The organism is Stieleria varia (assembly GCF_038443385.1).
GTDB lineage: Bacteria > Planctomycetota > Planctomycetia > Pirellulales > Pirellulaceae > Stieleria > Stieleria varia.
Map to the genome: position 1 here is coordinate 4,610,207 of NZ_CP151726.1, position 14,870 is coordinate 4,625,076.

Annotated in this window: 11 protein-coding genes; 8 read left to right on the plus strand and 3 right to left on the minus strand. The window is 56.4% G+C overall.

Features of this window, described 5'->3' with window-relative positions; translation table 11 throughout:
- Positions 1-4 precede the first annotated feature (4 nt).
- Entirely contained in the window at positions 5-1,330 is a 1,326-nt protein-coding gene (locus tag Pla52nx_RS15505; RefSeq protein WP_231742833.1) for an acetylxylan esterase, read from the plus strand.
- 282 nt (positions 1,331-1,612) lie between these two features.
- On the opposite strand, the gene Pla52nx_RS15510 is transcribed toward Pla52nx_RS15505, so the two are convergent.
- Together Pla52nx_RS15510 and Pla52nx_RS15515 are read right to left on the minus strand one after the other, a co-directional pair.
- Positions 1,613-2,410, minus strand: coding sequence for a hypothetical protein (locus tag Pla52nx_RS15510; protein ID WP_146523558.1), 798 nt, complete (start codon positions 2,408-2,410; stop codon positions 1,613-1,615).
- A gap of 174 nt (positions 2,411-2,584) precedes the next feature.
- Positions 2,585-3,382 (minus strand): hypothetical protein, encoded by a 798-nt coding sequence (locus Pla52nx_RS15515; RefSeq protein ID WP_146523559.1) that lies wholly within the window; start codon positions 3,380-3,382, stop codon positions 2,585-2,587.
- A gap of 131 nt (positions 3,383-3,513) precedes the next feature.
- Between Pla52nx_RS15515 and Pla52nx_RS15520 the strand changes: the two genes are divergently transcribed.
- From Pla52nx_RS15520 to carB, 7 genes are all read left to right on the plus strand, one after another.
- Entirely contained in the window at positions 3,514-4,806 is a 1,293-nt protein-coding gene (locus Pla52nx_RS15520) for a hypothetical protein (RefSeq protein WP_146523560.1), read from the plus strand.
- 100 nt (positions 4,807-4,906) lie between these two features.
- The gene (locus Pla52nx_RS15525; protein ID WP_231742827.1) at positions 4,907-5,884 is read left to right on the plus strand and encodes a rhomboid family protein; all 978 of its coding nucleotides are present in this window, start codon (positions 4,907-4,909) and stop codon (positions 5,882-5,884) included.
- Positions 5,885-5,987: 103 nt separating this feature from the next.
- Positions 5,988-6,593 (plus strand): redoxin family protein, encoded by a 606-nt coding sequence (locus tag Pla52nx_RS15530; RefSeq protein ID WP_146523561.1) that lies wholly within the window; start codon positions 5,988-5,990, stop codon positions 6,591-6,593.
- A 30-nt stretch (positions 6,594-6,623) separates the two neighbouring features.
- The gene (gene cbiE / locus Pla52nx_RS15535; protein WP_146523562.1) at positions 6,624-7,874 is read left to right on the plus strand and encodes a precorrin-6y C5,15-methyltransferase (decarboxylating) subunit CbiE; all 1,251 of its coding nucleotides are present in this window, start codon (positions 6,624-6,626) and stop codon (positions 7,872-7,874) included.
- 29 nt (positions 7,875-7,903) lie between these two features.
- A complete protein-coding gene (locus tag Pla52nx_RS15540) occupies positions 7,904-8,239 on the plus strand; it encodes a histidine triad nucleotide-binding protein (protein ID WP_146523563.1) in 336 nt (111 codons plus the stop codon).
- A gap of 2 nt (positions 8,240-8,241) precedes the next feature.
- Complete coding sequence (locus tag Pla52nx_RS15545; protein ID WP_231742828.1) at positions 8,242-9,426, plus strand: aminotransferase class I/II-fold pyridoxal phosphate-dependent enzyme; 1,185 nt, start codon at positions 8,242-8,244, stop codon at positions 9,424-9,426.
- A gap of 204 nt (positions 9,427-9,630) precedes the next feature.
- Complete coding sequence (gene carB, locus Pla52nx_RS15550; RefSeq protein ID WP_146523564.1) at positions 9,631-12,882, plus strand: carbamoyl-phosphate synthase large subunit; 3,252 nt, start codon at positions 9,631-9,633, stop codon at positions 12,880-12,882.
- Positions 12,883-13,152: 270 nt separating this feature from the next.
- On the opposite strand, the gene Pla52nx_RS15555 is transcribed toward carB, so the two are convergent.
- On the minus strand, positions 13,153-14,856 hold the full coding sequence (locus Pla52nx_RS15555) for a glutaredoxin family protein (RefSeq protein WP_231742830.1): 1,704 nt from the start codon (positions 14,854-14,856) through the stop codon (positions 13,153-13,155).
- Positions 14,857-14,870: the final 14 nt, after the last annotated feature.

Sequence of the window (14,870 nt, forward strand, 5' to 3'; positions counted from 1 at the left end):
CGTGATGATTTCCCCGCTTGCCCGAAAATCATTTTCACTGTTGTTTCTGCTGACGTTGTCGTTCGTTTTCTTGGCACCGACGATCGCCGAGGCTCAGAAGTTCGTAGCGAACTACGATGAATCAAAGATCCCCGATTATCAATTGCCAGATCCGCTGGTCACTCAGGCCGGTGAAGCGGTGACGACGCCCGAGCAGTGGCGTGAACGACGATCGGTGTTGGTGGATCTTTTTGAGAAACATGTTTACGGGGTTTCGCCCAAGCCGTGTCCGATTCGTCATTCACTGGTCAGCTGCGACGAGAATGCCTTGGGCGGGAAAGCAGTTCGGCGTGAAGTCGACGTGTTCTTTGGTGAGTCGGACGACGCCCACTCGATGCGATTGCTGATCTACACGCCAACCAAGTCAACGGGTGCGAGCGCCGCGTTCGTCGGATTGAATTTTCAAGGAAATCATACGATCGATCCCGACCCATCGATCTCCATCACTGAGAGTTGGGTGCGTGATCGGCGCGACGATTCGACGGACGGACATCGGGCGACGGCAGCGGGGCGTGGCGTCGCAGCCAGTCGATGGCCGGTCGAGACGATCATCGATCGCGGGTACTCGTTGGTTACGATCTACTATGGGGATATCGATCCCGATTTTGACGACGGATTCCAGAATGGCATCCATGGACCATTGGGATCGCAGCTCGATGACGTGCCGCAGGTCCATCGATGGGGCAGCATCGCTGCGTGGGCCTACGGTCTCAGTCGTGCGTTGGATTACTTGGAGACCGATTCAGCAATCGACGCAACTCGCGTTGCCGTCATCGGCCACTCGCGTCTCGGCAAGACTTCGCTGTGGGCCGGTGCCAGTGATCCTCGGTTTGCGATGGTGATCAGCAACGACTCCGGCTGTGGAGGCGCAGCACTGAGCCGTCGCGCGATCGGTGAAACCATCGGACGCATCAACACGTCGTTTCCACATTGGTTCTGCGATCAGTACGTGAAGTACAATGAGAATGAAAACGCGTGTCCGGTCGACCAACATGAGTTGTTGGCATTGATCGCGCCGCGTCCTCTGTACGTGGCCAGTGCGACGGAGGATCAGTGGGCGGATCCCAAGGGTGAATTCATGTCCGCAACGTTGGCCGATCCGGTTTATCGTCTACTGGGGACCGATGGAATGGGCGGCAAATCGCTACCGGACGAAATGCCAGCAGCGGATCAGCCGATCAAGTCCGGCAGGATCGGCTATCACCTTCGAACAGGCAAGCACGATTTAGCGAAGTATGACTGGGAGCAATACCTTGACTTCGCTGATAAACATCTAACAAAGAAAGAGTAGTCTCGATACAACACGGACTCGATCAACAGGCCGTAACGACACCGGGCAGAGCAGGGGGCCTACGCTGGGTAATACGCATTGATGTGTCCAAGCAGCGCGCAAGCCCCCTCCCTCGCATTCGCCTAAACGGTTAAGCGCGACCTCCCCCAAGTTCCTTGGTGGAGGTGACACGGGAATAAGACGGTGGCATCAAAAAGACGTGTCAACAGCAAACTTTGAGCAGTCCAGCGTAAGGCCCGGCCGCTTACGCGTCGCGGCTCACGGCGTTTGGTGGCGAACGATCTACTCGGCCGGTTGAGGTGCTTCTTCCGCGGGGACTTCTTCCGCGGGGATTTCCCCTGGCTGCAATTGTTTGGAGAAATGCGAGTTTCGGTAGGAGTCGATGATGTGGAATTCGATGGGCAATCCCAAATGGGTTGCAACGTCCACACCGAATCTTTCAAAGGCTGCGACCATCTCCACATCCTCCCACACGCCGTCTTGCACAACGACGGAAACCATTTGTGTCTCATCATCGGACGCGATATCGAGATAGACGTCTTTGGTCGATCCGCCGTCGAAGTAATCGATCGCCTTGAGTGCATCTACCAACGCTGATGCTTGCTCCGGCGTGGCGGGGCTCAAGTAACGGACCGATTCAGTTTCCGAAGCTTTGAGGCTGGTCTCTGTTTTCGTGATGACCATGCGTTTCATGAGATTGATACTGTCATCAATCAAGTCGACGTTCAATGGCGGACCGCCAAGACTTTGTGCGACTTGTCGACCGACCGACTCAAACGCCGAGACAACATTGGGATCGTCCCAAACGCCGTCTTGAACGACAAATGAAATCGATGTCCCGTCGGTGTCTTTGCGTAGCAAGACATCCTTTTCGTTCTGATTGTCAAAGTAGCCCATATCGACGAGCATTTTGCCCAGCGAATCGGCGTCCGCTTCGGTGGCATCGCCCGAGTAGTTCACAGACTCCTTGTCAGTGATCTTATGTCGCGTTCCTATCGCCTTGGAGCGACTGTACCAAGTGACGAGTCCAAAGACGAAAAAGCCGAGGAAGATCAACGGCACTATTTTCTTGATCAACATTCAACGTTACTCAATTTCTGATGGGCTTGCTCGGTATGGTGTAGCAGAACACGCTGGTGTTCATCGCTGAACATCTTACCTGGAAAGCGGGAATAGCAAGGCCGTGAAAGTAAAATCTTGCGATTCGCAGAACGAGAAAGTCACTCGCCCGGAGCTTTTATGCGACTTGTTGATTCACTCCGCGAAGGAGTTGGAGTGGTGCAAGTTATTGGACTTGTCGATCAAACGATATTCGATTGGAGCGTTGATGATGCCTGCCAACCCTGCGAACAGAGCATCAAAGGACGCTACCATTTCGGGATCGTTCCAAACGCCTTCTTGGACCACTGCGGAGATGATTTGCGTCTCTGAATCCGAGCCAATTTCGAGAAAGACGTCCTTTGGGTTGTTGCCGTCGAAGAATCCTACCTTCTTGAATGCGTCTGCCAGCAAGTCGGCTTGTGCTTCCGTTGCCGGGCTCAGGTACCGAATGGACTCGCACTCCGACGCGGCCAACACCGACTCGGATTGAGTGATGCTGAGGCTTCTGCGAACGTTGATGTCGCTGTCGATCAGGTTGACCGTCAGAGGACGCCCGCCAAGTATTTGGTGGAGCTGACGTCCAAGGGACGCAAAGCTGGTGACGGTACTGGCACTTTCCCAGGCGCCATCCTGCAGCACGAACGAAACGGTGAAGCCGGAATCGTTCTTGCTCAGCAACACATCCGCGTCGCCCTGTCCGTCAAAATAGTCCAGCTCGACAAGACGTTTACCGAGCGTTCCAGCGTCGGTTTCGGTCGCATCCCCGGAGTAGCTGACGGTTTCCTTTTCCGTGATCTTGAGTTTGGTACCGATGGCCTTGGAACGGCCGTAGGAAGAGACCATTCCAAAGACAAAGAGGGCCACGAAGGCAAGGGGCATGATTTTGGCACGCATGATTTTTTCGGCTTGGCTGTCGGTGAGTTGGCTGCCGTCGATTAACAAGTGGCTCAATGGGATACAGAACGCGGAGTTTCACAGGTCTACTCCGACGGCTAATATGGGAGTTTGGGTCACCGGAAAATCGTTGACGCCGCAAGCTGCATCGTCAGGTTGATTTATTTGTTCCAACGAAGGGATTCTTGATGCGATTGAAAGAACCGTCACAAGTGGACCGTCGCATTCCCATCTTGGTTGCCGTTTCGGCTCTCATGCTTTTATTGGTCCTATCGATCAACGGCGGCACGTTGGTTGTTGGGGCCGAAGCCGACGCAACTTCCGCCGACGCAACTTCCGCCGACGCAACTTCCGCCGACGCGATGGAGCTGCCGGAGAGTCTGCAGCCGAAGGATTTTGATGCGACCGACATCGCGGTGGCCAACTCGTGGGCGGAGTCGTTGCACTTGGCCGATTGGCTGGGGCCTCTCGCACCGCTTGCGTTGTCCCCGTTCTTTGGGATCACTTGCCTTTCAGGGCTCGCGCTTTGGGGCCCCGAGTGGATCAAGAACAATGCGCTGCTGGGCTCCACGGGCCCGTTGCAAAATGAAGTGCTCTTTGGAGTGTTCCTGGTGTTGACCGTTCTGACGAGCTTGCCCCGTTTGACGAAGGTCAGCAAGCCGTTCGCGCAGGCGGTTGATCAGCTGGAGACTTATTCGGTGATTGTCATCCTGTTGGTGATCAAGTTTCTGGCAGACTCGGGAGCTGCCCATTCGGGCAACGCGGGCGAAGTGGCGATGGTACAGCTCGGTGTGCTGTCGTTTACCGTCGAGACGTTGCTAGCGTTCGCGATGGTTGTGAACGTGATCGTGATCAACTGCGTCAAATTCTTTTTTGAGTTGTTGGTCTGGCTGACGCCGATTCCGTTTTTGGACGCGGTGTTTGAGGTTTGCAATAAAGCGTTGTGTGGATTGTTGATGGCCGTCTACGCGTTCAGCCCGACGATCGCCACCGTGATCAATTTGATCGTGCTGGTGTTGGCCGCGATCATTTTGCGTTGGACCGGGCGTCGCATGCGGTTTTACCGAACCATCTTTTTGGATCCGGTGATCGCGAGGGTCTGGCGATCCTATGCCTGTCCTGATTTGCGTTTGTCTGGCGGGAAAGGAATCGTGGTGTTTCCCAAGGATTCCGGAGCGGGATTGGTTGCCAAGAGTCGCTGGCGCCTGTTCGTGGACGATGATGGATGGGTGATGCGTCCGACGGGCTGGCTGCCCGGCGAGGACGTGCGGATTTCCAGCGATTGTCGGCCCATGTTGACGCGTGGCTGGTTCATGCATGGTTTGTCCGCGAAATTGGCGGATGGAACGCCCGTGGTGCTCAATTTCAGCCGTCGATTTGACGGGCAATGGGAGATTTTGGTTCAACAAGGACGTTTCGAGCTGGGCGACGAGGCACAGGAACCGCTTGATCGCGGTTCGGCGGCTGCCGAATTTGCATGAGCGAAGAGTCTTCGTTCTGCGTCGGATCAGGTAGACGGAGCCTTTACCGATGGGGCTTTGCCAATTCCGGGCTCTCAAGCCACAATGAAGCGTTCCTGCTTTGAACACCTTTCCCCAAAACGCGACGCCTGGAATCTTCATGGGTCTCTACGAACGCGACTACGGACGCGATGATGCGTTGACTCCGTGGGAGCAGTACGAACGCGAGCAGCGACGGATGCAGCCAAAGAGTGTGGTGATCATTCTGTTGGTCGTGACCGTTGCCATTCACTTGTTGGACATGCTGTTCCAGGAGAAAGTCGACATCAGTGGCCAAGTGGTTTCCGTCAGCCGGTTTGCCCAGTGGTTTGCGGTGCGGCGGGACACGGTCATTGAGCCATGGACGTGGTACCAGTTTTTGACTTACGGGTTCATTCACGATCAGAGAAACATATTCCACATCGCGTTCAACATGCTGGGCTTGTTCGTTTTCGGACGACCCGTGGAGCAGAAGATTGGGCGTGGCGAGTTCCTGCGGTTTTATCTCGTCTCCATGTTCATCGGCGGCGTGCTCGGCTCACTGACGTATTGGGTGACGGGAAAGGTCGACGGCGGCGTGATCGGGGCCAGTGGTGCAGTACTGGCGACGACGATTCTGTTTGCCTGCCATTATCCGCACGAGAAAGTGCTCTTGATGATGGTCTTTCCCATCAAAGCGTGGATCATCGCGGTTATCTTCGTTGCCGGCGACCTGTTGGGGACGCTGACGATGTTGAGCGAAGCGAGCTCTGGGATTCAGTCCCGAGGCGGCACGGCGTTCACGGTCCACTTGGCGGGCGCCGCGTTCGGCGCGTTGTACTTCTATCAACGCTGGAATCTTGAGTTCTTGGACGTCACACGCTTTCGTGACAACGTCAAGACATCAGCACGTCGAACGAAGTTAAAGGTTCACGATCCGGACAAAAAGTTGCGACAGGAGGAAGCGGAAGCCGACCGCATCCTGGCAAAGATTCACGAGTCGGGCGAAGCGAGCTTGACCAGCAAAGAACGACGAACATTACAACGTTACAGCAAGCGTAAGCGAGAAGGTCGTGATTGACGTTGCCGTGTCGTTGAGATCACATTCAATCACGTGAAACCGACCTGTGTTCAACTCCAGAAAGTTCTACTTCAGAAACACGAACCTTGCTTTGGAAATCCGAATGATGTTCAAGACCAGCCGCCTCATCGCCCCTCGCCTCATCGTCTGTTGCTTGACGATCACATTGTCGGCGTTAACGAGTTATCCTGTTTCCGCGCAAAACACTGCCGAAAAGACGCCGACTCTGGCGGATGGCGACAAGGCTCCAGATTTTGAACTGCCGTTGGTCGGCAGCGACGATTACTTGACGCTCAAAGATGCCATTGCGGACGGGCCGGCGGTTGTCATCGTGTTGCGGGGCTATCCTGGGTATCAGTGTCCGCTGTGCAGCAAACAGGTTTCATCGATCGCCAATCGCGCCAAAGCCTTGGGGCAACAGGCGAAGCGTGTGATACTAGTGTATCCCGGCGAAGCGACGTTGTTGGAGCGGCACGCGGAAGAGTTTGTGGGATCGCGATCGCTGCCCGAGCCGCTGGTCATGGTGCGAGATCCGGGAATGAGAATGATCGAATCCTGGGGGCTGCGTTGGGACGCACCACGCGAGACGGCTTACCCTGCAACCTACGTGATCCAAAAGAACGGTCGGGTGGCTTGGAGCAAGGTCAGCAAGTCACACGCAGGACGCAGCACGGTGGACGAGATTTTGGCGGCACTGAAGAAGCTGTAATCGGACAACAGACAAGCAAGGAATTCACACTTGAACGAACGCATACACATTGTTGGGATCGGTGACGATGGCTTGGACGGATTGACCGGTCATGCACGTCGGCTGGTCAGCGAAGCCGAGGTGTTGATCGGCAATCAGGCGATGTTGGACAAAGTGACGGACGGAGATTCCGTCGACGATGGGGTTCAACGAATCGCTGTGGACGGAACGTTGGATGCGCTGACGAAAAAGCTTGCTGGTCTGGACGGCAAACGTGCGGTGCTGTTGGCCGGCGGTGATCCGCTGTTCTATGGCATCGCCAAGTTCTTAACGGATTCGTTGGGCAAGGAGCGATTCGAAGTCGTCCCGAACGTCAGCAGCATGCAATTGGCGTTCGCCCGTGTAAAAGAAAGCTGGGACGATGCCTACCTGACCAATTTGGCGATCGCTCCGTTGGATCGTGTCGTGGACACGATTCGCACCGCGGATCGTGTCGGATTGTTCACCACAGAAGCTATCCCGCCAAGGGCTGTCGCCGAAGCGCTGTTGGATCGACGGATCGATTATTTCAACGCCTATGTTTGCGAAAATCTGGGCACACCGAACGAAACGGTGACCCAAGGTGACTTACAATCGATCCGCCAACAGAGCTTTTCGCCGCTCAATGTGATGGTGTTGGTTCGACGCAAGGGCGTTGCGGATCGACCCAGTGGAGCGACACGCCATCGTTTGTTCGGAAATCCGGATGATCTGTTCTTGCAATCCAGACCCAAGCGTGGATTGCTGACTCCGTCGGAAGTTCGCTGTATCGCGTTGGCCGAGTTGGAGCTGACACCGGATACCGTGATGTGGGACGTCGGCGCAGGCAGCGGATCGATGGCGATCGAAGCTGCTCAGATCGCCCGTCAGGGCCAAGTCTTTGCGATCGAGATGGACGCGGAGGACTACGGATTGATGTTGGAGAACGCCAAGATGTTTGATGTTCCGGCATTGCAACCGGTTCACGGCCAAGCGCCCGAGGCATGGCAGAATCTGCCGGATCCGACCGCAATCTTTGTGGGCGGCAGCGGACGAATGGTTCCCGACCTGGTGCGTGCGGCCCTGCAGCGGATCAAGCATGGGCGAATCGCGGTCAGCGTGTCCAGTCCGGATAATTTGGTTGCGGTTCAAGCCGTGATGGAATCGTCAGGCGTTCAAACGGAAGTTCGCATGATCAATATCGCACGAGGAACCAATCAATTGGACCGTGTCCGTTTCGAATCACTTAACCCCATGTTCTTGGTCGTCGGTCAAGTCGGCTGAGCGGCAGATTTATTCGGCAGGAGAGAACCATGTCGGTTTTTAAGAAAATCATCGATCGTGAGATTCCAGCGGACATCGTTTTCGAAGACGAATTGTGCTTGGCGTTTCGCGACATCAATCCGCAGGCGCCGGCTCACATCTTAGTCATCCCGAAAAAGGAAATCGTTTCCTTGATCGATCTCACCGACGAAGACGAGCAGATCGTCGGCCGCTGTGTCTTGGTGGCGACAAAGATCGCGGCCAAAGAAGGTCTGTCGGCAGGGTATCGATTGATCGTCAACTGTGGCGACGACGGCGGACAAGAGGTGCCCCACCTGCACTTTCATTTGATGGGTGGTCGCAAACTCACTTGGCCGCCGGGCTGATCATGGCCTTTGAGCATCTGTTTCAGTCCCAATCGCAACGGCGTCGCGAGCATCGAGATCGCGTTCTGGTTCCGCGGCAATGCGACGGGACGATCTTGATTGAACCCGATGGCAGCCGCCTGATCAATTTCGGTTCCAACGATTACCTGGGATTGGCGGCATGTCCCGATAGCGTGCCGGATGGCATGTCCGCTGACTTCAGCAATGGCCTACCCAGCGGCAGCACGGCAAGTGCTCTGGTTTGCGGTTGGTCGGATTTGCATCAACAGTTGGCCGACGACCTGGCAACGTTGGAGTCGACCGAGGCGGCGGTGCTGTTTCCCAGCGGATTCGCGGCGTGCTGTGGAACGGTCGCGACTTTGGCCGAGAAAGGCGACTTGATCTTGAGCGATGCGTTGAATCACGCGTCGCTCATTGACGGCTGTCGTCTCAGCCGTGCGGACTGCCTGGTCTATCCTCATCGCGATGTTTCAGTTGTTGAGCAGTTGCTGCAGACGCACCGAGCCAAGTACGCGCGCGTATGGATCGTGACCGACACGGTATTCAGCATGGACGGGCATACGGCACCCTTGGTCGCGTTGTGCGATTTGGCGGAGGAACATGACGCGACGTTGATCGTGGACGAGGCGCACGCGACGGGCGTGCTGGGAGCATCCGGAGGCGGATTGTGCGAGCACTTGGGAGTCCGGCAGCGAGTTGCGATTCGGATCGGCACGCTCAGCAAGGCGATCGGGGCGCAAGGGGGGTTCGTTGCTGCACCCGCGATCGTGGTCGATCACTTGATCAACCACTGTCGGACGCTGATCTTCAGCACGGCTCTGGCGCCCTCCGCGGTGGCGGCCGGCCGCTCGGGATTGCTGCAGATTCGCCAGCATCCCGAGCGTCGAGAGCGTGTTCGGGCATTAGCGCAGCGGCTGCGAGCTGACTTGGGACTGACGTGCGACGAGCCAGAGAACAGCGTGCCGATCGTCCCGATCCCACTGGGTTCGGAGCGGGTGGCGTTGACGATTTCCCGGGAACTGAGGGAGCTGGGTTTCTACGTTCCCGCGATTCGCCCGCCGACCGTCCCCGAGAATGGATCTCGACTGCGAATCTCGCTTTCCGCGGCTCACCGTGATGATCAACTGCAGCGACTGACGCAGGGGCTGCAGAAATTCCTCGGCGAGAATCAACGGCCGGATTTTTAGCGGCAATTCGCCAATGTTTCATCGCGGTTTGGGGGCTGTGCAAAACCTTGCACGCTGAATCGGTGGCAAATCGTTACTCAAGCTCAGCGGCTGCGTAAATGTGTGATTGCGTGTCCTACGCAAACCTGCCCTCTATCTGATATCTTCTCATACGTTTTGGGCGATCGTCCCTCAGTTCCCCTCCGACCCTGCACGAGAATCGCAGTGCCACGACGCGACGACATCAAAAAAATCCTGTTGATTGGAAGCGGCCCGATTGTGATCGGCCAAGCTTGTGAGTTCGATTATTCGGGGACCCAGGCTTGCAAGGCGCTACGCGAGGAAGGCTACGAGGTCGTCTTGGTCAACAGCAATCCGGCCACGATCATGACCGATCCGGCGACCGCGGACGCGACCTACATCGAGCCGCTGACTTGGCAGATGGTCGAGAAAGTCATCGCGCGGGAACGCCCCGATGCCTTGCTGCCCACGCTGGGGGGGCAAACCGGACTCAATGTCGCGATGGATTTGGACGCACACGGAGTTTTGGAGAAATACGGCGTCGAGATGATCGCCGCGAATGCCAAAGTGATCGCGAAGGCCGAGGAACGCGAGCAGTTCAAGCAGGCGATGGAAAAGATCGGCTTGGACGTCTGTCTCGGCCGAACCGTCAAAACGTTGGAGCAAGCACGCGAGGCCTTGGAGCTGGTCGGGTTGCCCGCCGTGGTGCGTCCCAGTTTCACCATGGGCGGCAGCGGTTCCGCGATCGCGTACAACAAAGACGACTTTGACGTGTTGGTCAAAAGCGGGTTGGATCAGTCTCCGGTGACGGAGGTTCTGATCGAAGAATCCATCATCGGATGGAAAGAATACGAGATGGAAGTGATGCGGGATCGTGACGACAACGTCGTGATCATCTGTAGCATCGAGAACTTCGACGCAATGGGAGTACACACCGGTGACTCCATCACCGTCGCACCAGCTCAGACGCTGTCCGACAAAGAGTACCAGCGGATGCGTGACGCCTCGTTGGCCGTGATTCGTGAGATCGGTGTCGAGACCGGCGGCAGCAATATCCAGTTTGCGATCGAGCCCGACACGGGCCGCATGATTGTCATCGAGATGAATCCTCGGGTCAGTCGCAGCAGTGCGTTGGCGAGTAAGGCGACCGGGTTCCCGATCGCAAAGATTGCTGCAAAGCTCGCAGTCGGTTACCGCCTCTGGGAATTGCGTAACGACATCACGCAAAAGACGAAGGCTTGTTTTGAGCCCACGATCGACTACGTCGTGACCAAGATGCCGCGATTCGCGTTTGAAAAGTTTCCTGATGCCGATTCTACGCTGACCACACAGATGAAATCGGTCGGTGAGACGATGGCGATCGGGCGAACGTTCCGCGAGTCACTGCAGAAAGCGTTGCGAGGACTGGAGGTGGGTGCCTTTGGCCTGGGTTGTGACAATCGTGATTTGTGGGGAACCGACGAGCAGCCAGACATCGATGCGATCAAAGCAAAGCTGGGGACGCCGGGCGCCGAACGTATCTTCTACATGCGATACGCGATCAAGGCCGGGATTTCGATCGATGAAATCTTTTCCCTGACACACATCGACCGATGGTTCTTGGACCACATGGTTCAGATCATCGAAATGGAAGAACGCATCGCGGCGATCGGCAGTCTGGACGAAATCAACCATGACCAGATGTGGGACGCAAAACGCGACGGGTTTTCTGATCGTCAATTGGCGAAATTGCTTGGGTCGACCGAGACCAAAGTCCGTGCCCGACGCTTGGAACTCGGCATCAAACCGGCGTACAAGAGCGTCGATACCTGCGCCGCGGAGTTTGAAGCTTACACGCCTTATTACTACAGCACCTACGAGACCGAAACCGAACTGCCGCCCAAAGGCGACCAAAAACGTGTCATCATCCTGGGTGGTGGTCCTAATCGAATCGGTCAAGGAATCGAGTTCGACTACTGTTGTTGCCACGCCAGTTTCGCGTTGCGTGAGATCGGTATCGAAAGCATCATGGTCAACAGCAACCCGGAAACGGTCAGCACCGACTATGACACGTCCGACATCCTGTTCTTTGAGCCGCTGACGATCGAAGACGTCTTGAACATCTGCGATGCGACTCAGCCCGACGGAGTGATCGTCCAGTTCGGCGGACAGACCCCGCTGAACTTGGCTCGCGGATTGCAAGAAGCCGGTGTGCCGATCATCGGAACCAGTGTCGACACGATCGAGGCCGCCGAAGACCGAGAGCGTTTCCAGCAGTTGATCAACGACCTGCAATTGCGTCAGCCGCCAAGCGGAATTGCACGCAACATGGAGGAAGCTCGCAAAGAAGCGGATCGCATCGGGTATCCAGCACTGGTGCGTCCGAGTTTTGTTTTGGGCGGACGTGCGATGGAGATCTGCTACGACCGATCACAGTTCGAGCGTTATGTCGCGGAAGCGTTCATTGTCGCCGACGGACAGCCGGTCCTGATCGATCGTTTCCTGGAGGATGCCACGGAAGTCGACGTGGATGCGATTTGCGATGGAACCGATGCGGTGATCATGGGGATCATGGAACACATCGAGGAGGCCGGTGTACACTCGGGCGACTCCGCTTGTGCGATTCCACCGTTCAGCATCCCACAGCCGGTGCTGCAAGAGATTCGCGAGGCGACAGAGAAACTCGCCAAGGCGCTCAATGTCATCGGCATGATGAACATTCAGTTTGCGATCAAGTTGGAAGACGGAACGCCGACGTTGTACGTCTTGGAAGTCAATCCTCGCGCGAGCCGTACGGTGCCGTTTGTTGCCAAGGCGACAGGTGTGCCCGTGGCAAACTTGGCCACCAAAGTCATGGCGGGTCACACGTTGAAGCAACTGGGGGTCACTTCGGAGCCTATCCCGCGTCACGTGTCGATCAAAGAAAGCGTTTTTCCGTTTCGCAAGTTTGCCGGTGTCGACATCGTCCTGGGTCCTGAAATGAGGAGCACCGGCGAAGTGATGGGCATCAGCGAGCTGTTTTCGCTGGCGTTCGCCAAGAGCCAAATCGCTGCGGGTGCCGAGTTGCCCGATAGCGGAAAGATCTTCTTGAGTCTCAGTGCGCGACACAAGGATTCCGTGCTCAGTCTCGGCAAATTGTTGCGGGAGCTCGGGTTCAGCCTGTTGGCAACCACGGGAACCGCCAAGCGTCTAGAGGATGCCGGCGTCCCGGTCGAACGCGTCAAAAAGATCGCCGAAGGACACCCCAACTTGATCGACTACCTCAAGAACGAGGACGTTCAGTTGATCCTGAACACACCCAGTGGCAAAGGTGCCAGAACGGACGAAGGCAAGATCCGAGCCGCGGCGGTGCAGTACGGAGTTCCCTGTATCACGACTTTGGCTGCCGCCGAGGCTGCCGTCAGGGCGATGAAAGTGACACGTGAAATGCCGATGGAAGTGTTGTCACTGCAGGAACGATACGCCGAAACGAACTGACAGCGAAGTCCCCGCTAGGGCTGCGATTGTGAATGGACTTTGATTGGAAGCGATGCAAAAACCAGCACGAAGCGCAAGCGAGTGAATATAGAACAGTGAGACACTCGCTAGCGCTTCGTGCTGGTATCAAAGCGCAATTCGCGATTTTGGCACCTAGTAATCTGCGACAACTTATCTTTAGGGTAGTGGATCTTGTTAAAGATCCTGTAGCGGTAGGATCTTTGGCAAGATCCACTACGGCAAACCCTAACTTCTAGCTGTCCCAGACCACTAGTGGCCAACCAGCGTCAGCCAGCTGGGACGGAAGATCATGACGAGGCCGAGGACCAGGATCACCAGTCCGCTGAGAAGTTTCAGCCATCGGCCCTCGCGTTCTTGCATCTTGCGATTGGACAGTGTGACCACGGTGATCCCCAGCAGGATCGAATCGTCGAGCATGTAGGCCAAGATGTAGAGTCCGAGATACAGATAGTTCTGCCATGCGGGCAGATCCTGCAGCGTCAGGATTTGGGTGTACAGAGCGGGCAAGCCTGCCGTGCAGAGTAGCTCGACCATGTTGACGACGACGGCCAGAACGACAACGCCTGCCAATGCCGCGGTCATGTACTTGGCTTGGGCAATCTCACGCACGCGTCGGTACAACCCAGGCTTGCTTTTCTCAGGGATCGAAAGCGACACGCCTTTCTTGAACGCGAAAAAGTCCTTGACGTTGATGACACCGATCGTCAAAGCGATCAGCCCCAACGCAATCTGAACGGGGCGAACAATTCCGATCAGCAAGAACATGCTCAGCCAGGCAGCCATGAACGCATAGTAGGCGAGGCCGCTGACGACGACGAAGGTACCGGCGATCATGATGATCTTGCGACGGTCTTTGATGTTGACCAGGATCGACAACAGGAAGACCAGAATCCACATCGCGCACGGATTGAACCCATCGACAAGCCCGACGATGAACGTAAAGAGTGGCAAGCCCATGTCGGTGACACGAACTGGGCCGAACCATGGCAGCTCGATCGTATCCGACGGCGTACCGGATGCCTCCTCGGGCGGTTGCAGTGTAGCCGCGCCGACATCGCCCTCGGTGGCTTCACCCGGCAACTCGAATTCAGGAAACTCCATCACCGGTGAATCGTTTGAATCCGACGTTTCGGATAATGCATCCGGTGCTTGAGCGGCTTGCAACACGTTGATCAGCGAAATCAATCCCGGTTGGACTTGCGACGGTTTGGTTTGCGACGGTTTGGGCGGCGGTTTGTCGTCAGGTTTCCCGGCAGGCTGTTTTGCAGACGGTTCGCTTGCGACTTCGCGGATCCAGTCCTCCAGTTGCCGGCCGGTTGTCGCGTCCCCGGAGTAACCCACAATGACGCGACCCGCAAAATCAAACGTGGGCAGACCCGGCGATCCGCCCACTGCGCTGCTGAGGGCATGCCAACGGGCGCGAGCGATATCGTCTCCAGTGATTTCGTGTATTCGATACTCGATTGCTGGCCAACGTTGCTTCAATTGAGGCAAGAACCGTTTGGCTTCCTGGCACTTGGGGCACGTGTCGCGGGTGTACACGTCCATCGTCAGCAAAGCTTCGATCCCCGGGCCACTTCGCTGTGCGTCCAGGAAACCGTAGTACATTTGTCGGCAACTGTAGAAGCTCGGCACCACTGGTTTGGGGCGGCCAAATCGTTGGGTCAACGCGTACAAGCGTGCCAGTTGCTCGCGATCCTTGAGCACATCATGAACGACGACATCTAGGCCGGGACGTTTGTTCTTGAGGTGTTCGATGTACGCGATCGTTTCAGCGGACTTTGGCAGATCCGAGCGTAGGAAGACCTCCATCTGTACCGTGTGGACTGCACTAACGTTGGCGGCATCATCGTCGCTCCACGCTGTCGTCGGTGTGTATGAGAGCAACGCAAAGAGAAACACCAGTGGAGTCACGGCGGACAAACGCAGTCGTGCGAAGGGGTCAATGAACATGCTGAACATGCGGG